The sequence below is a fragment of the Shinella sp. genome, from assembly GCF_052438155.1.
In the GTDB taxonomy this organism is placed as follows: Bacteria; Pseudomonadota; Alphaproteobacteria; order Rhizobiales; family Rhizobiaceae; genus Shinella.
The window spans coordinates 167,488-185,223 of record NZ_JBQVPI010000001.1 but is presented as its reverse complement, the minus strand read 5'-3'; the positions used below and the strand labels follow the sequence as shown (position 1 = coordinate 185,223).

The following is a 17,736-nucleotide window of genomic DNA, read 5'->3' as shown; positions in this document are numbered from 1 at the left end:
TGCCAGCCCGGACCAACAATAGGACGTACCGATTGAAGCTAGATCGATTTGTTGCCACAAACCTTCTGCTCTCGTTGCTGCTGCCCGCCAGTGCGTTCGCCGAAGGACCCCGATGGACCGAGCAAGAATTCCAGGAAATCGTCACGCGCTTAAAGCAAAATCCCGACTCTCACGCCCGGTTAATCACCCGTTGCATTGAAGATGGCCAATCCGAATTGAAACAGGACGGAAGACTGGGAGATGAACTTGAAAGCCTCAACTCAATCGGTGCCGAAGAGGTAGTTCAGGAGGCATGCCGCAGGTTGGTGAAAGGTATGACCGCGGGAAAAGTCACCTATGAGATGTATCGGGATTGGTCCGTAGAGGACGGAAAAACCGTGGCGTTACCTGACTGGCGTTAGCAGCGCTCCAGTCAAAAAATACCCACAAAGGCCCGCCCTGAAAACTGGTGAAATCCTGAACTTCCGCCTACCGTCGAAAGAGCCGTCCGCGGTGACGCTAGGGCTTGGCGTCCAATTCTGGATAGTGCCGAAACAGGTCGTTCTCATTGCTCGGAAGACGGCGATCGCTCGCAAGATAGGCACGGATTTTCGGGTGGTCGGCAACAGTTGCGCAGACCGCCTTGATATGCGGATACCGAGGAGCAAGCTCGCCCATCAATGTCGGGAAGGCGTAGATGAGGCCATCCATGACCTGGAACAGAGACAGATCCACATAGCTGAGCCGGCTGCCGACGAGATGCGCGGGGCCTTTGGGGTTTCTGGCCAGAATGCGCTCGAACCAGTCGAGGAATTTCGGAACGCGCTGCTCACGGAACTCCAGGGCACGCCGCTTTGATTCGGGCTTCTGGTCCTCGTAATATTCTCCAGCGCCGATCGGGTGGTGAACATCATGGCCTTCGAGCACGAAGTCGGCGATGGTCAACTGGATTTGATGCGTCCAGAGCCTGAGCGCCGCATCCTTGGGCGCAAGATCGAGTTTGTCGCCGAGATAAAGCAGGATCGCTGCCACCTGGCCCACGACCACATCACCATCTCTGAGAAAGGGCGGCGCGAAGGACGGCGTCGAAACCTCGTTGCTCACCGCGGCGATGACCTGATCCCCCTCTTCCCGTGCAACATCCCGATAGGGCGCGCCGGCGGCCTCCAATGCCAGGCGGATATATTCCCCCCGCCCCTGAATGCCGGTCCAATAATAGAGTTCGTATGCCATAGCGCAGAAATACCCTTGGTCCCGAAGAGGTTCCGTTCAAAGTGAACCGGTGGATGCAAGGCGTCCGGTCCGCCCTTCCCTCACCCGTAAATATTGCGCAATGTACGTGCCGAAAGACAAGACGAAAGGGACGCGCCCACATGTACGAATATGCCATCGCCTGGGAGTGGCTGACCTTTGCGGTCCGCTGGCTGCATGTCATCACCGCCATGGCCTGGATCGGCTCGTCCTTCTATTTCATCGCGCTCGATCTCGGCCTGGTGAAGCGGCCGCATCTGCCGGCCGGCGCCTATGGCGAGGAATGGCAGGTGCATGGCGGCGGGTTCTACCACATCCAGAAGTATCTCGTGGCGCCCGCCTCGATGCCCGAGCACCTGACCTGGTTCAAATGGGAAAGCTACATGACCTGGCTTTCCGGCTTTGCGCTTCTCTGTCTGGTCTATTACGGCGGCGCCGATCTGTTCCTGATCGACCGCAACGTGCTGGACGTCTCGACGCCGGTGGCGATCCTCATCTCGCTCGCCTCGCTGGCCGTGGGCTGGATCCTCTACGACCTGCTCTGCAAATCGCCGCTCGGCAAAAACACCTGGGGGCTGATGATCGTCCTCTATTTCATCCTCGTCGCCATGGCCTGGGGCTATACGCAGGTCTTTACCGGCCGCGCCGCCTTCCTGCATCTCGGCGCCTTCACAGCGACGATCATGTCGGCGAACGTCTTCTTCCTCATCATGCCGAACCAGCGCGTGGTCGTTGCAGATCTTATTGCAGGACGCATTCCAGACCCGAAATACGGCGCCATCGCCAAGCAGCGCTCCACCCACAACAACTACCTGACGCTTCCCGTTATCTTCTTCATGCTGTCGAACCACTATCCGCTGGCCTTCGCGACGGCTTTCAACTGGATCATCGCGGCCCTCGTCTTCCTGATGGGCGTGACGATCCGCCATTGGTTCAACACGACCCATGCGCGCAAGGGCAAACCGACCTGGACCTGGCTCGTCACCGCCCTCCTCTTCCTGCTCATCATGTGGCTTTCCACCGTGCCGAAGGTATTGACCGGTGAAAGCGCCGATGCAGGCCTTGCCCCCTCGGCCCAGCGCTTCGCCGCAAACAGCCACTTCCCGGCCGTGCGCGATCTCGTCTCGACGCGCTGTTCGATGTGCCATGCGGCCGAGCCGGTCTGGGAAGGCCTGCGCGCCGCGCCGAAAGACGTTGTGTTCGAAAGCGAATCTCAGATTGCCCTGCATGCCCGCGAGATCTATCTGCAGGCAGGCCGCAGCCACGCCATGCCGCCGGGCAATGTCACCGGCATGACGAAGGAAGAGCGCGCCCTCATCACCGCCTGGTTCGAAACCGCCGCAGAAGGAAGCTGACCGCCCATGACCCAAACCCTCATCCGTGGACGCCTGCTCTCCTTCCTTCGCCGGCCGGAAACGATCGACGATGCGGCAAGCTATCGCTACGAGGAGGATGGCGGGCTGCTCATCGAGGACGGAAAGATCACGGCCGTCCGTCCCTACGCCGAGATACGCGCCGCCAGCCCGGACGATGTGCACGAGATCGACCATAGGCCGCACCTCATCCTGCCGGGCCTCATCGATACGCACCTGCATTTCCCGCAGATGCAGGTGATCGGCTCCTATGCCGCCAACCTGCTCGAATGGCTGAACACCTATACTTTTCCAGAGGAATGCCGCTTCGTCGAAAGCGCCCATGCCGCCCGCATCGCGCGTCACTTCTACGACGAGATGATCCGCCACGGCACGACGACGGCGGTCGCCTATTGCTCCGTGCACAAGGCCTCGGCCGATGCCTACTTTGCCGAAGCGCTGAAGCGCGGCATGTGCATGGTCGGCGGCAAGGTGATGATGGACCGCAACGCCCCGCAGGGCCTGCTCGACACGCCGCAGATGGGTTATGACGAGACCCGCGCGGTCATCGCCGAATGGCACGGCAAGGGCCGCAACCACGTCGCTATCACCCCGCGCTTCGCCATCACTTCTTCGCCGGCGCAGATGGAAATGACGGCGGCGCTCGCCCGCGAATTCCCCGACCTGCACATCCAGACGCATCTGTCCGAAAACCACGACGAGATCCGCTTCACCAGCGAACTATATCCCGATGCGATCGATTATACCGACGTCTATTCGAAATACGGCCTGCTCGGCCCCAAAAGCCTCTTCGGCCACAGCATCCACCTCTCGGACCGCGAGGCGGACGCGATGAGCGAGGCGGGCGCCGTGGCGGTGCATTGCCCGACCTCCAACCTCTTCCTCGGCTCCGGCCTGTTTCCGCTGAAGGCGCTCTCGCGGCGCGAAAAACCGGTGCGCATTGGCGTCGCGACCGATATCGGCGGCGGCACGAGCTATTCCATGCTGAAGACGATGGACGAGGCCTACAAGATCCAGCAATTGCTCGGCGAGCGGCTGAACCCGTACGACAGTTTCTACCACATGACCCTCGGCAACGCCGAAGCCCTGTCGCTCACTGAGCGCATCGGCACGCTGGACGCCGGCACGGATGCCGACTTCGTGGTGCTTGATGCTGCCGCCACGCCCGCCATGGCGCTGAAGATGGAGGTCGTCCGCTCGCTCACCGACGAACTTTTCCTGCTCCAGACGATGGGCGACGACCGCGCGGTGCGCGAGACCTATGTGGCCGGCAAGCCGATGAAGGCTGTGCTTTAGCTCCCGCGATAGGTCGAGTAGCTATAGGCCGAAAGCAGCAGCGGCACGTGGTAGTGGCTCGACGGATCGGCGACGCCGAAGCGCAGTGGAATGCGGTCGAGGAAAGCGGGCTCGGTGACGGCGGTACCCGTCGCCCGCAGATAGTCACCCGCGTGGAAGACCAGTTCGTAGACGCCAGGCATGAAGCCGACGCCCTCGACCAGCGCGCCGTCCACCCGGCCGTCACGGTTGGTCGTGACGGTCGTGATGTGCTGGCGCTCCTCGTTCTCTATCCAGTAGAGGTCGATCTTCAGGGCCGCGGCGGGCTTGCCGAGTGCGGTGTCGAGAACGTGGGTCGTGAGGCGGCCGGGCTTGTTCATGGGTCCCTCTCAGGGCTGTTCGATGATGAACGGGGTGTCGAAGGCGAGCTCCTCCAGGTTGACGCCGCCACCGAGGCGATCGACGACGAGGAAGTCGCTGACGGCACCGATCGCGATCAGCGGATGGTGCCAGACATTGCGGCGGTAGTTGACCCCCTGCCGCCCACCGGCACGAAAGACCTGCGGCCGGCCCGGCTTGCCACCCTCGTCCTCCGCCACCACGACCAGCCAGGGCCGGTCGTCGATCGGCGAAAAACTCTGGCTGCCGAAGGGATGGCGCTCCATCATGTCGACCGCATAGGGGAAGGTACGCGGCGCGGCGCGGAAGAGGTTGATGATAACCCGTGCATCCTCGCCGACGGCTTCGGCTTCGGCAAGCGCATGGTAACGCTCCGTCGTGCCGCCATTGATGTAGCGCATCGACGCGGGGTCGGCCTCGATCACCGTACCAAAGGGCGCAAAAGCCGCCTGGGTCAAAGGTTGGATCGTGAGTGTCTCAGCCATCGGACAGCCCTCCCGGGGAGAGGAAGGGCGGTCTTTGGTAGTCGGGCATTGTTAATCTCCGGGGAGCAGAGCATTCAACCGGAGGAGCGCGATGCGCTCCACCTGGCCTTTCGCAGTTTCGAATTCTTCATCGGCCGTATTGCCTACGCGCTTTTCGAAAGCCGCGAGGATGTCGTCCTTGTCAAGGCCTTTGACCGCGATGATGAAGGGGAAGCCGAATTTTTCCGTGTAGGCGGTGTTGAGTTCGGTGAAGCGGGCGTGTTCGGCCAGGTTCAGCCGGTCGAGGCCGGCACCCGCCTGCTCCTTGCGGCTGTCCTCGGTGAGCCCGCCGGCAATGGCCAGCTTGCCGGCAAGATCGGGATGGGCGGTGAGCACGCCAAGCTGTTCCGCGTGGCTCGCCTTGCGGAAGGCATCGGTGAGCGCGGCATGCACGCCGCCCGCCGTCAGCGGTTCCGAAACAGCACCCACATCGAGCGCCCGCTCGGCGATAAAGGGCGAATGCTCGAAGACGCCGCCGAAACGGTCGAGGAAATCGGTGCGATCGATCATGCCTTGGCCTTCGACGGATGGTGATTCTCGATCCAGTGGCGGGCGATGTCGATGCGGCGCGGGATCCAGACCTTCTCGTGGCCAAGCACGTAATCGACGAAGCGGGCGAGTGCCGCGACACGACCGGGGCGGCCGACGAGGCGGCAGTGGAGGCCGATGTTCAGCATCTTCGGGCTGCCGTCCTTGCCCTCCTGGTAGAGCACGTCGAAGGCATCCTTCAGGTAGGTGAAGAACTGGTCGCCCGTGTTGAAACCCTGCGGCGTGGCGAAGCGCATGTCGTTGGTTTCGAGCGTATAGGGGATGATGAGGAAGGGTTCGCCATCGAGACCCGGCACCCAGTAGGGCAGGTCATCGGCATAGGAATCGGAGGAATAGACGAAGCCGCCCTCTTCCATGACAAGGCGCAGCGTGTTGGCCGAGGGTTTGCCCTGGTACATGCCGAGCGGGTGCGAACCCGTCAGTTCCTTGTGCAGGCGCACGGCCTCGCGGATATGCTCGCGTTCCTGCTCTTCCGAAAAATCCTTGTATTCCAGCCAGCGATAGCCGTGGCTGGCGATTTCCCAGCCGGCTTCCTTCATGGCGGCGACGGCTTCCGGGTTGCGCGCCATGGCGAGCGTCACGCCATAGACCGTCGTGGTGACGTTGCGGCTGGTGAACAGCCGGTGCAGGCGCCAGAAGCCGGCGCGCGAACCGTATTCGTAGATCGATTCCATATTGAGGTTGCGCTGGCCCGGCCAGGGCTGCCCACCGACGATTTCCGAGAGCAGGTTTTCCGACGACGCGTCACCATCGAGGATGCAGCTTTCAGCGCCCTCTTCGTAGTTCACCACGAACTGCACGGCGATGTTCGCATCGCCCGGCCAGCGCACCTGCGGCGGGGTGCGGCCGTAGCCGATCAGGTCGCGCGGATAAATCTTGTCGGTCATTGGTCACCTCGGGAATGGCAAGGGCCGTCGCACGAACCGGTTTGAGCCGCGTGCAAAAACTCTTGAAAAGGAACCATTAGCGCCTTGGCCCGTTTCCTGTCCATGACAACCAAGGAGAAACACCTATGGCCATGCAAGATGCAAACATTCGCGAAACCCAGGACCTGATCGCCAGCGACAAGGTGGAAGGCACCAGCGTTTACGGTGCCGACGGCAAGCATATCGGCGCGGTGGAGCGACTGATCCTCGACAAGCGCAGCGGCCAGGTCTCCTACGCCGTGCTGAGTTTCGGCGGCTTTCTCGGCATCGGCCAGGACCATTATCCGTTGCCGTGGGGCAAGCTGAACTATGATGAAGGCCTTGCCGGCTACCGCGTCGATCTGACGAAGGAACAGGTCGAAAAAGCGCCGCACTATGAAAGCGACGCAGAGTACGACTGGAACCGTCGCAACGGCAAGGTGATCCACGACTATTACGGCGTGCCGCCCTACTGGATGTAAGCGATGTCTAAAGCCGTCCGGCTTCCACAAAGTGGGCCTCGACGGTGAACGAGGGTGGTACGCCAAGCGTGCCGCCCTTGATTTCGTTAAGAACTTCGCACGCCAGTTTGTGCGCGATGCCGAAACTGACCTTGAAGCCACCTGTCATCAGGCTGATGTTTGCGTGATCCGGATGCCGGCCGACCATCGGTTCGCGGCCGACCGCCCTGGGCCTCACCCCAGCCCAGCGCTCCACCACGGACGCAGCGGCAAGCAGCGGCGCCATTGTCCGCGCCTTGTCGATCAAGGAGTCAAGGAGACCATCGGTGGACGTCGGCTCCGCAAAGCTGTTTTCGCTGGTGCTGCCGATGGCCACCAGGCCGTCTTCGTGCGGCACGATGTAGAGGCCATTGGCAAAGATCACCGGAAACGCGGAGTCGATGGTTGCCTTGAGCAAGGCCGCCTGCCCCTTGACGCCGGAGCCAGCCGGTCTTGCAAGCAGCGGATTGAGGGGCGCCAGCAGAGGGAAGGTTTCGACACCCGCCGAGAGCACACAGTTTTCAAACGCCACATCGCTTCCATCGTCCAGACGGGCGAGGCCGGCAGCCGGTTCGATCGCCTCGAGCCCGACACCTTCCGTGATCGCAACTTTCGGATGACGGTCGAGCGCCGATCGCAGGGCGTCCAGCAAACGGCGCGGCGCAAGGCGGGCAGCAAGACCATCGCGCACAAGCCCGTACGCCATCGCCTCGTCTCCCGGCCAATCGGCCAACGGTGCTGCCTCCAGCACGTCGAAAGCAAAGGAACGATCCGGCGTCTTCCAGACAGTGAGCGCATCCTGCGCTTGGCCGAGCGCAAGGTCCCGGTTATGCGGCTTTGCCAGCGGGATGAGACGACCAGAGCGGCGGTAGCCGACGGAGAGGCCGGTTTCAGCCTCCAGCGTCGCGATTTCCGCCTCCAGTGAAACGAGGGCAGCGAACTGAAACGCCTTCTTGGCATTCCAGCGATCCGGCAGGTGCGGCATCAGCGCGCCGAGCACGCCGCCGCTGGCGCCCGCACCGATTGTCCGTTTTTCGACAAGGCGCACCGAAAACCCGTCGCGGACGGCAAAAAGTGCGGTCCAGAGGCCCATGACCCCACCGCCAACGACGAGGAGGTCCACGATCGGTTGACCGGCGGCCTTCGCGCGACTATCGGCATATGCCATGGCTGAACACGTTCCTGAAAAAGCGCCGCCGCCCGAAGCAGTCCTCGACTGGCACGAGGGCGATATGCCCTATTCCCGCGCCTTTGACGATCATTTTTATTGCCGCAGCGACGGCCGGCTGGAATGCGGCCACGTCTTTCTTGCCGGCAACGACCTGCCCGCGCGCTGGCAGCGCGCAGCACCGTTCCGCATCGCCGAACTCGGCTTCGGCACCGGCCTCAATCTCTGCGAAACCTGGCGGCAATGGCGGGAAACCGCGCCGGAAGGCGCAAGCCTGCACTTCACCTCCTTCGAGCGATTTCCGATGGCGCGCGCCGATATCGAGCGAGCGCTGGCGCATTGGTCGGAGATCGAGCGGGAAGGCGCGATGCTGACCGCGAGCTGGCCGGATGCACCGGCAGGCCGCGTCGAGATCGATCTTGAGCCGCGTGTCCACCTCACCGTCGTCTGCGGGCCAGCGCTCGAAAGCCTCGGCAGCGAAACGACACCCTTCGATGCCTGGTATCTCGACGGCTTTGCGCCGTCGCGCAATCCGGACATGTGGTCAGCGGAATTGATGGCCGACGTCTTTCGCCTGACCACCCCCGGCGGGCGCTTCGGCACCTATGCAGCGGCCGGCTTCGTGCGACGCAATCTTGGTAGCGCCGGCTTCATCGTCGAACGCCGACCGGGATTTGCCGGAAAGCGCGAAATGCTCTGCGGGCAAAAGCCGGCGTGATGCTCAGTTCTATGAACGACTGGCTGCCAGCGCCGTGCTGCGCTTCAGCCAGCGGTCGAGCTTTTCTTCCAGTTTCTCGATGCTGATCGGCTTCGCCAGGTAATCGTCCATGCCGGCGGCAAGGCATTGCTCGCGGTCGCCATCGAGCACATGGGCGGTGACGGCGACGATCGGCACGCGGTGGCCGGTGCCACTTTCGATGTCGCGGATCGCCCGGCTGGCCTGCAACCCGTTCATGACGGGCATGGACATGTCCATGAGGATCATGCCCGGGCGTGTGCTGCGGTAAACCTCGACGGCCTCTTCGCCGTTCCCCACCAGCCGGAAGCTGACGCCGGCAGCCGTCAGCATCTGGGTGAAGAGGATCTGGTTGACCTCGTTGTCCTCGGCGACCAGCACATCCAGCATGCCACCCTCCACCGCAGGGGCGACGGACGTGGCCACGAGCGGCCGGAGCGGCAGCACCTTGGATTCCTCGGTGGCGGGCACCACTGCGGGCGTTCTGGCACTGCGCATCACGCGCAGCACTTCGGACACGGTCTCGCGCAAAAGCTCCGCGCGAACCGGCTTCATCAGATGGGCGTGCACGTGGTGCGACGAAAACAGCTTGTCATCCATCGGCAGGTTCATCGACGTGAGCACGATCAACGCAACGCCGGCAGTCGAAGGGCTTTGCCGCAGCGACCGAACGAAGTTCGCAGAACGGTCCGGCCGGTAATCCAGCAGGATTGCATCCACCGAAACGCCCATGTCCCCGGCGGCGGCGAGCACGGCGAGCGCCTCGGTTTCCGATCCGACCGCCGTCGCATCGAAGCCCCAGTCAAGCAGCATGTCATGCGAGGCTTTGCGGGAAAGGTCGTGTGCATCAACGACAAGGATACGTGCGCCCGGCATCGGAGCGGGCATGATGCGGGCAGGCATCGACGCAACCGCAAGCGTCATCGGCAGGCGCAGGGTGAAAACAGAACCACGGCCGATCTCGCTTGTCGCCTCCAGCGTGCCGCCGAAAAGGCGCGTCAACCCGTCGGTGATGGCAAGGCCGAGCCCGGTGCCCTCGTGCCGGCGCGTCGAGGAACTGTCGACCTGCGAGAACTTTTCGAAGATCGATTCCATCTTTTCCGTCGGGATGCCGGCACCGGTATCCTCGACACGGATGACGATCTCGACACCGCCCTCGGTTGTCCGGGAGGTCAGGTCGATCAGCACATGGCCGCGATCGGTGAATTTCACGGCATTGCCGACGAGATTGGTGACGATCTGGCGGAAACGGCCGGCATCACCCATGACGGCCGACGGCATGTTGGCCGCCCCGCGCACCACAAGCTCGATATCCTTTTCCGCCGCCTTGGCCGAAAGCAGTGTCGCGACGTCCTCGATCGCCTCCACCGGGTTGAAGGCGATATTGCGCAGCGTCATCTGGCCGGCGTCGATCTTCGAAAAATCGAGAATGTCGTTGATGATGGTCAGCAGCGCATTGCCGGACTTCACCATGATGTCGATGAAGGTTTTCTGGCGCGTGTCGAGACTGGACTTGGCGAGCAGTTCGGCCATGCCGAGCACGCCGTTCATCGGCGTGCGGATTTCGTGGCTCATATTGGCCAGGAATTCCGATTTCGCCTTATCGGCCGTCTCGGCCCGGCTGACGAGCCGGCGCAACTCGTCTTCGCGGTTCTTGAGGTCGGTGATATCGGAGAACACCATGACGGAGCGCCCACGGCCCGTCGGCGTCACATCAAGGCGCAGCCAGCGCTGGTAACCGCTAAAGATTGTCAGCGTCGCCGGCTTGCCCGTGAAAAGGATTTTTCCAAATTCGCTTGCGTCGACGGGCGCTTCGTCGGCAAAGCCGGCGATCTTGCGATCGACGCAGCTCTGGAGAACATCCTTGACCAGGGCACCGGATTGCAGCAGGTGCGTCGGCATGGCGATCATGGTGGACAGCGCCTCGTTCGAAAGCACCACCCTTTCGTCTTCTATGATCAGCAGGCCCTGGCTCATCGAGGAGACGGCATCCTTCATCAGGCTGCCGACATCCTCGAGCGCGCTGCGGGCTTGCAGCACTTCGCGTTCGCGCTCGCGTCGCTCGGTGATGTCGATATAGGTCAGCAGGCAGCGGCCGCCGGAAATCGCGCAGCCGGCTTCGATCACCGCCCGCCCGTTGGCATAGGCAACCTCGCGCGCCGGCATGTCGCCGGCCCGGATGCCGGCAAGGCATTGCTCGTAGCCGTCGGGTTCGCACTCGCCACAAACTCCGCCCTGCGCCTGCTGAAAGGCGAGAAGCGTGCCGAGAGGCTGGCCCTTCATCGGCGGCAGCGCGCCGTCCCAAAGGCCTTCGAAGGCGCCGTTGACCAGTTCGATGAGGCCGGCCTCATCGACCACCACGATTCCGACCGGAAGCGACTCGACGACGCTTTCGAGGTCGGAGCGCGCGGCTTCGGCTTGGCGCTGCGCCTCGATCAACTGCTCCTCGCGCTTCTTCAGCACGGTCGTGTCGGTGATCGAGCCGATCAGGTAGCTCTTTTCATCGAGCGTCGTGACGCGGTAGAGCCGCGAGATCGTCGGCAGCATGGAGCCGTCGGGGCGGAGATACTCGATCTCGGATTCCACCAACTCCCCGCTGTCGAGGACGAGCTGGTTCTGCTGGTGAAATTCCTCCCCCTGCTCGGGATACATTTCCAGCGTGGTGAGGCCGAGCAACTCTTCCGGCTGCCGTCCCGTCATCTCGACATAGGCACGGTTGGCGAAGATCATGCGCTGGCTTTCGTCCCGCATGAAGCTCGCGACCGGCAACTCGTCGAGCAGCGCGCGGTAGAGGCTGATCTCCTGCGCATGCTGCTTCAGCCGCCCTTCGCTCTCCTTCAGCGCCGTCACGTCGAGGCGCAGCGCAACCAGCACGCCATCCGGTCGGCGTTGCGTGACGAGACGTGTCCAGCCGCCGGCCGGGTGGCGCGCGGCGGATTCGTAGAGCGGCAGGTCATAGCTGGCGAGCCGGGCCGCCATCCAGTGCTCGCGCTCGGCCGATGGCTTGCGCCCGACTTCGAGGTCGTGCAGCGCCTCGGCCAACACCACAAGGCTGACGGGGCCATCCGCCAGGTCGCCGACGAGCACCCGGTAGAATTCCCGCATGCTGGCATTGGCATAGCTCAGCCGGTTGTCCGCACCGAAGACGGCGATACCCGCGCCGAGCGTATCGAGCGCATCTTCGATCTGGTCGACGGCATGCGTCTCGTTCGTCGCGACGCGGTCGACGGGCGCAAAGTTCGCCGCCTGCGGCGGATTACCATTGCCATTGGCAACACTGCGCACCGTCGTTGCCAGTGCCTCGATCGAAGGTGTGAAAACGCCGATGAGGATAGACAGCGTGTGAGAAATCCGCTCGCGCTTCAGCGCAATGTCGAAACTGCCGCCGCCGAAGGGGTGGACGTAGCGGGCGCGTTCGGGATTGCCGAAGATCAGGCAGCGGCGTTCGGGATCGTCCCGGTCGCCATGGCCGAGCGGCTCGCCCACTTCGTCGCTGCGCAGGCCGATCATCTCGGAGGACCGGCGATCGAAAAGGCGCGCATAGGCGTCGTTCACCGCGAGATAGCGCAGTTCGCTGCTCTTGACGTAGGCCGGATACGGGTGCTCGCAAACGCGCGCGCAGGCCGCCACCAGCAATTCGTCTTGAGATTCAGCCACGCCATGTACTCCCCGAAGCGGGACAGAAGGAGGGATTCGTACCCCTTGGGGAGTACCAGCAATCCTTGAACGGATGGTTAACCGTTCGTTGTCGGAAATGCCGCATGCAGGCCTCTTATCCGAGAGAGCATTTCCCTGTCGCAAATGGCGGGGCATCGCGTCGCAGGATGTGCGAAAGGAAAAGAAGGCAAACCAGACCGGGGCTGCACTGCATATGGGCGACGTGATCAAACTCGAAAATCACCTCGAACAACCGGAGGCGGACGTCACCGACACGCCCGTCGAACGCCGGCGACGCGGCGGCGGGCGGGGTGCCGAGCGCACCCGTCGCGCACCGGGCACGTCGAAATATCTCAATCTCGTCAACACGACCGCCAAGTCCACCGTGCTTTCGGAGGATGCGCTTGAGGCTGTGCACCAGGCGTCGCTGACGATCCTCGAAGAGATCGGCATGGACGTCATCCTGCCGGAGGCGCGCGAGCGCATGAAGGCTGCCGGCGCCGACGTGACGCCCGGCACGGACCGCGTGCGCTTCGACCGCGGCCTCATTCTCGACATGATGGCATCCGTGCCGCCCGCCTTCACCCTGCATGCCCGCAACCCGGTGCGAAACGTCGAGATCGGCGGCAACAGCCTGGTCTTTGCCCAGGTCGCCTCCGCCCCCTTCGTCGCGGATCGCGATGGCGGCCGGCGCGCCGGCAACCAGGAGGATTTCCGCAAGCTGGTGAAGCTCGCGCAGTCCTATGATATTATCCACACCACAGGTGGCTATCCGGTCGAGCCCGTCGATATCCACGCGTCGGTGCGCCACCTCGATTGCCTGTCGGATATGGTGAAACTGACCGACAAGGTCTTTCACGTCTATTCGCTGGGAAAACAGCGCAACATCGACGGTATCGAGATCGCCCGCATCGGCCGCGGCATTTCGATGGAGCAGATGGAGCGCGAACCCTCGCTCTTCACCATCATCAACACCTCATCACCGCTGCGCCTCGATGGCCCCATGCTGCAGGGCATCATCGAAATGTCCGCGCGCAATCAGGTCGTGGTGGTAACACCCTTCACGCTGGCCGGCGCCATGGCACCGGTGACGATCGCCGGTGCGGTCGTGCAGCAGAATGCCGAGGCGCTGGCCGGCATTGCCTTCACGCAGATGGTGCGCAGGGGCGCGCCGGTCATGTATGGCGGCTTCACCTCCAATGTCGACATGAAGACGGGCGCGCCGGCCTTCGGCACGCCGGAATACATGAAGGCCGTGGTGGCCGGCGGTCAGCTCGCCCGCAAATACAACATTCCCTACCGCACCTCGAACACCAATGCCTCAAACACGATCGACGCGCAGGCGGCCTATGAATCCGCCTTCTCGCTATGGGCGCTGACCCAGGGCGGCGGCAATTTCATCATGCATTCGGCAGGCTGGAGCGAAGGCGGCCTGACCGCCTCCTTCGAAAAGTTCATCCTCGACGTCGACATGCTGCAGATGGTGGCGGAATATCTGACCCCGCTCGATGTCAGCACCGACGCACTCGGGCTGGATGCCGTGCGCGACGTCGGCCCGGGCGGACATTTCTTCGGCACGCCGCACACGCTGGCGCGTTATGAGACCGCCTTTTACTCGCCCATCCTGTCGGACTGGCGCAATTTCGAGACATGGACGGAGGCTGGCCGGCCGACGACCTACGACCACGCCAACCGGGTGTTCAAGGAAAAGCTCAACACCTACGAAAAGCCGCCGCTCGACCCGGCGATCGAGGACGAACTGGATGCGTTCGTCGCCAGGCGCAAGGAAGAGGGCGGCGTTCCGACTGACTTCTAAGTTTGGCAGGATGTTGCCCCACCTTCCCTTCTCCCCAGTGGGGAGAAGAGGCAAGGATTTGATCCATATCCGCGTGGTTAGAGCTTACGCGTCAAACATGATCGCGCGAACGGAGGAGATCAGCTTCTCCGTCGGCAGGTTGGAAAAATTCTTGTCGATCTCGGCCATTGTCAGCGTGCGGGATTTGTCCGAGAGCTTGTTGCGCAGGTCGCCGAGCGTCTGGGGAGCCGCGCAGACGACGAGACGGTCGAACGCGCCTTCGGCGGCATAGTCATCGATGCGGCCGGCCACTTCGGCGGTGAATTTCTGCTGCTCTTCCCGCACCGGATCGCTCGAATATTCCATGGCGGAACGGCCGCGACCGACGGAGGAGTGGCTGCGGCCGGGCTTGTCGGCCATGATGTCCTGCGCCTTTTTCGGTTCCCAACGAAAGACTTCCTGCTCCGGGCTCTGCTGGCCATCGATCAACAGGTTCACCCCCTTGAGCAAGCGGGCCTGGTTGCCGTCGGCGGCGAGAATCCAAGTCGTAGCGGTCATGTTTCACTCCCGTAGCGAGGTTATGGATGCGCAGAACCGAATCTGCGCCGATCAGCATCCACCAGCATTGTGGCAGGACGCACGTTGACCGAACGCAACAGGTCATCCGCGTGTTCCGGGTGGCGAAGATCACGAAGCTGTTGGAAAGGCGTGTTCACCCCTATCGCCGTGCCGGCCAGGCTCGCTAGGGTGCCGCAAACGAGTGGAGAAACCCGTGGCCGAACCGCTGAAAAACCTGCTGCACCCCGGACTGGTGACGGACATAGCGCGCCACATTTCCCGCCATGCGCCAGACTTCGACACCGCCCGCTTCACCCGTCTCGCCACCGATGGCATGGAGGCGCTGGAACTGATGCAGCGGTCGGAACGAATTCGGGAGGCGCTCGCCGAAACGCTGCCCGCCGACTATGCCGTAGCGGCAAACATCCTGCGGCAAGCCCTGCCGAACGACGGCAAGCCGGGCCTTTCCGGCTGGGCGCTGTTGCCGGTCAACCAGTTCGTCTCCCAGCATGGCCTCGAGCATTTTGACCTGTCACTCGCCCTTCTCAAGGCTCTGACGCCGCATTTCACCGCAGAATTCGGCATCCGCCGCCTCATCCATGCCGAGCAGGACCGCGCGCTCGCCGAAATCTCCGGCTGGACCACCGACGCCAATCATCATGTGCGCCGGCTTGTCAGCGAAGGCACCCGTCCCCGCCTGCCCTGGGCGATGCGCCTGCCGGCGCTCGTCAAGGACCCGCAGCCAATCCTGCCGATCCTCATCGCCCTCCTCGACGACCCGGAGGATTATGTGCGCCGCTCCGTCGCCAACAGTCTCAACGACATCGCCAAGGATCACCCGACGCTGGTGACCGATTTCGTCGAACGCCATATCGAAGGCGCATCCACCGAGCGGCGGCAATTGCTCCGCCATGCCTCGCGCACGCTCTTGAAGAAGGGCGATGCGAAGGCGCTGGCCAATTTCGGCTTCGCAGCCGCGAAAGACATCGGTGCGACACTTTCGCTTGCCACGCCGGTCGTCGTCTTCGGTGACAAGCTCGGCCTTTCCATCACTGTCACGAACGAGGATGCTGCCCCGCAGCGGCTGATGATCGACTATGCGATCCATCATGTGAAGGCGAACGGCAGCTTGGCGCCAAAGGTCTTCAAGTGGAAGCAGCTTGACCTGCCGGCGGGCGGGCGCCAGACGATCGACAAGGACCACGCCATCCGGCCGATCACAACGCGGGTCTACTATCCCGGCATGCACAGGATCGAAATCCTGATCAACGGCGCGGTTTGCGCGACCGCGGACTTCGATCTGCGCATGGAATAAGGCACCATCCTTTCGCACCTGCGAAAACTAGGGCTTGACTTTTTACCGCAAAACAACGACATGACCCCCAGCGTCGCCCTTCGGCCGCCGCGTGAGCGAGCCACCGACGTCCCTGCAACGGGATGCTAAGAAGGACAAGCGCAAGAGACGATCCGCCTCCCATTTGCGGATGACTGCGCCGACGACTGCCAACCAACCCACAAGTTCCCAATTCACGCGGGGTTCTTGACGCCGAACGAAACCGGAAACGCATGGTGCGTTCCGGCTTATTGCGTTTGGCGCCCCGAAAGGTATTTGACTTGACCACTTTCCACGACCTCGGCCTCTCGAAGACCATCGTCGATACCCTCACCACGCTCGGCTTTGAAAACGCAACGCCGATCCAGGAAAAGGCCATCCCGCTTGTCATGGAAGGCTCCGACTTGATCGGCCTCGCCCAGACCGGCACCGGCAAGACGGCCGCTTTCGGCCTGCCGATGATCGAAAAGCTTCTTCTTGACGCCCGTCGTCCCGACCCGCGCAACATCCGCGCCCTCATTCTCGCGCCGACCCGCGAACTGGTGAACCAGATCGCCGACAACCTGCGCGACTTCGTGAAGCGGACGCCGCTGCGCATCGTCACCGTCGTCGGCGGTGCCTCGATCAACAAGCAGTCGGAAATGCTGAACCGCGGCACCGACATCCTCGTCGCCACGCCCGGCCGTCTGCTCGACCTCATCGCCCGCAAGGCCGTGACGCTGACCCAGGCCCGCTATCTCGTGCTCGACGAAGCCGACCAGATGCTTGACCTCGGCTTCATCCACGACCTGCGCAAGATTTCGCGCCTCGTGCCGAAGACCCGCCAGACGCTGCTCTTCTCGGCCACCATGCCGAAGCTGATCGCAGAACTCGCCGGCGAGTACCTCGTCAACCCGAAGAAGGTCGAAGTTTCTCCGCCCGGCAAGGCTGCCGACAAGGTGGAGCAGTACGTGCACTTCGTGCCCGGCAAGGACCAGAAGACCCAGATCCTCAAGCAGACGCTCAACGCCAATCCGGATGGCCTGTCGCTCGTCTTCTCGCGCACCAAGCATGGTGCCGAAAAGCTGATGAAGCATCTCGAGCAGGTCGGCTACAAGGCCGCTTCGATCCATGGCAACAAGAGCCAGGGCCAGCGCGAGCGCGCCCTCAAGGCCTTCCGTGACGGCGAGATCCGCGTTCTGGTTGCCACCGACGTTGCTGCCCGCGGCATCGACATCCAGGGCGTCACCCACGTCTACAACTACGACCTGCCGGAAGTGCCGGACGCCTACGTCCACCGCATCGGCCGCACGGCCCGCAACGGCCGCGACGGCATCGCGATCGCCTTCTGCGCACCGGACGAAGCACACCTGCTGCGCGACATCGAGAAGCTCATGGGCATCAAGATCGCCGTCGCAAGCGGCGAAGCGCCTGCCGTCATCTCCGCTGGTCCCGGCGGCAAGTCGCGCAAGCCGCGCAGCGGTAGCGGCCAGCGTGCCAGCCAGGGTCGCGCCGGCCAGCGTCCGCCGCGCAAGCCCTTCGGCGAAGGTGCACACGCAGCATCCGACGGTGGCGCACCGGCAGGCGCCAAGCGCCCGCAGCACGCCCGCCCGCCGCAGAAACAGGGCGAACGCCAGAACCGCAACCACGGTGCCGGCAACGGCCAGGGTCGTCCGAACCAGAGCGGCAAGCCGCGCCGGTCGGAAGGTCAGCGCCGCGAACAGGCGTAATCAACACGACCATTGAATGAGGAAA

At 63.1% G+C, this 17,736-nt stretch carries 16 protein-coding genes; 8 read left to right on the top strand and 8 right to left on the bottom strand.

Going from position 1 to position 17,736, the window contains the following annotated elements:
* Positions 1-32: 32 nt before the first annotated feature.
* Positions 33-401, top strand: coding sequence for a hypothetical protein (locus ACT6VE_RS00845; protein WP_444796738.1), 369 nt, complete (start codon positions 33-35; stop codon positions 399-401).
* A 97-nt stretch (positions 402-498) separates the two neighbouring features.
* On the opposite strand, the gene ACT6VE_RS00840 is transcribed toward ACT6VE_RS00845, so the two are convergent.
* Positions 499-1,212 carry a glutathione S-transferase gene (locus ACT6VE_RS00840; RefSeq protein WP_444796737.1) on the bottom strand — a complete coding sequence of 238 codons (714 nt, stop codon included), beginning with the start codon at positions 1,210-1,212 and terminating at the stop codon, positions 499-501.
* A 140-nt stretch (positions 1,213-1,352) separates the two neighbouring features.
* Between ACT6VE_RS00840 and ACT6VE_RS00835 the strand changes: the two genes are divergently transcribed.
* Positions 1,353-2,585: a urate hydroxylase PuuD gene (locus tag ACT6VE_RS00835; protein WP_444796736.1), complete on the top strand. Its 1,233-nt coding sequence runs from the start codon at positions 1,353-1,355 to the stop codon at positions 2,583-2,585.
* A gap of 6 nt (positions 2,586-2,591) precedes the next feature.
* Positions 2,592-3,899, top strand: coding sequence for a guanine deaminase (guaD, locus tag ACT6VE_RS00830; protein WP_444796735.1), 1,308 nt, complete (start codon positions 2,592-2,594; stop codon positions 3,897-3,899).
* Here the strand turns inward: guaD and uraH are convergent.
* Genes uraH through puuE form a run of 4 tightly spaced genes read right to left on the bottom strand, consistent with a single transcriptional unit; the run spans position 3,896 to position 6,237 of the window.
* Positions 3,896-4,258, bottom strand: coding sequence for a hydroxyisourate hydrolase (uraH, locus tag ACT6VE_RS00825; protein ID WP_444796734.1), 363 nt, complete (start codon positions 4,256-4,258; stop codon positions 3,896-3,898). The two genes, guaD and uraH, sit on opposite strands and share 4 nt — an antisense overlap.
* Before the next feature lie 9 nt (positions 4,259-4,267).
* Complete coding sequence (locus ACT6VE_RS00820; RefSeq protein WP_069057979.1) at positions 4,268-4,762, bottom strand: ureidoglycolate lyase; 495 nt, start codon at positions 4,760-4,762, stop codon at positions 4,268-4,270.
* Between the two features lie 51 nt (positions 4,763-4,813).
* The gene (uraD, locus tag ACT6VE_RS00815) at positions 4,814-5,311 is read right to left on the bottom strand and encodes a 2-oxo-4-hydroxy-4-carboxy-5-ureidoimidazoline decarboxylase (protein ID WP_444796733.1); all 498 of its coding nucleotides are present in this window, start codon (positions 5,309-5,311) and stop codon (positions 4,814-4,816) included.
* On the bottom strand, positions 5,308-6,237 hold the full coding sequence (gene puuE / locus ACT6VE_RS00810; protein ID WP_444796732.1) for an allantoinase PuuE: 930 nt from the start codon (positions 6,235-6,237) through the stop codon (positions 5,308-5,310). The genes uraD and puuE overlap by 4 nt, the downstream gene beginning before the upstream one ends.
* Positions 6,238-6,362: 125 nt before the next feature.
* Between puuE and ACT6VE_RS00805 the strand changes: the two genes are divergently transcribed.
* The gene (locus tag ACT6VE_RS00805; RefSeq protein ID WP_444796731.1) at positions 6,363-6,737 is read left to right on the top strand and encodes a PRC-barrel domain-containing protein; all 375 of its coding nucleotides are present in this window, start codon (positions 6,363-6,365) and stop codon (positions 6,735-6,737) included.
* Between the two features lie 7 nt (positions 6,738-6,744).
* Here ACT6VE_RS00805 and ACT6VE_RS00800 read toward each other — a convergent pair whose 3' ends face one another.
* Positions 6,745-7,881: an NAD(P)/FAD-dependent oxidoreductase gene (locus tag ACT6VE_RS00800; RefSeq protein WP_444797427.1), complete on the bottom strand. Its 1,137-nt coding sequence runs from the start codon at positions 7,879-7,881 to the stop codon at positions 6,745-6,747.
* A gap of 40 nt (positions 7,882-7,921) precedes the next feature.
* On the opposite strand from ACT6VE_RS00800, the gene mnmD reads away from it, so the two are divergent.
* Complete coding sequence (gene mnmD / locus ACT6VE_RS00795) at positions 7,922-8,641, top strand: tRNA (5-methylaminomethyl-2-thiouridine)(34)-methyltransferase MnmD (RefSeq protein WP_444796730.1); 720 nt, start codon at positions 7,922-7,924, stop codon at positions 8,639-8,641.
* Between the two features lie 9 nt (positions 8,642-8,650).
* On the opposite strand, the gene ACT6VE_RS00790 is transcribed toward mnmD, so the two are convergent.
* The gene (locus tag ACT6VE_RS00790) at positions 8,651-11,638 is read right to left on the bottom strand and encodes a response regulator (protein WP_444797426.1); all 2,988 of its coding nucleotides are present in this window, start codon (positions 11,636-11,638) and stop codon (positions 8,651-8,653) included.
* An 892-nt stretch (positions 11,639-12,530) separates the two neighbouring features.
* Between ACT6VE_RS00790 and ACT6VE_RS00785 the strand changes: the two genes are divergently transcribed.
* On the top strand, positions 12,531-14,132 hold the full coding sequence (locus ACT6VE_RS00785) for a trimethylamine methyltransferase family protein (RefSeq protein WP_444796729.1): 1,602 nt from the start codon (positions 12,531-12,533) through the stop codon (positions 14,130-14,132).
* Positions 14,133-14,216: 84 nt separating this feature from the next.
* On the opposite strand, the gene ACT6VE_RS00780 is transcribed toward ACT6VE_RS00785, so the two are convergent.
* A complete protein-coding gene (locus ACT6VE_RS00780; protein WP_444796728.1) occupies positions 14,217-14,669 on the bottom strand; it encodes a host attachment protein in 453 nt (150 codons plus the stop codon).
* Positions 14,670-14,883: 214 nt separating this feature from the next.
* Here ACT6VE_RS00780 and ACT6VE_RS00775 point away from each other — a divergent pair, with 214 nt between their 5' ends.
* Together ACT6VE_RS00775 and ACT6VE_RS00770 are read left to right on the top strand one after the other, a co-directional pair.
* Positions 14,884-15,984, top strand: coding sequence for a DNA alkylation repair protein (locus tag ACT6VE_RS00775; protein WP_444796727.1), 1,101 nt, complete (start codon positions 14,884-14,886; stop codon positions 15,982-15,984).
* A gap of 299 nt (positions 15,985-16,283) precedes the next feature.
* Positions 16,284-17,711, top strand: coding sequence for a DEAD/DEAH box helicase (locus ACT6VE_RS00770; RefSeq protein WP_444796726.1), 1,428 nt, complete (start codon positions 16,284-16,286; stop codon positions 17,709-17,711).
* Positions 17,712-17,736: the final 25 nt, after the last annotated feature.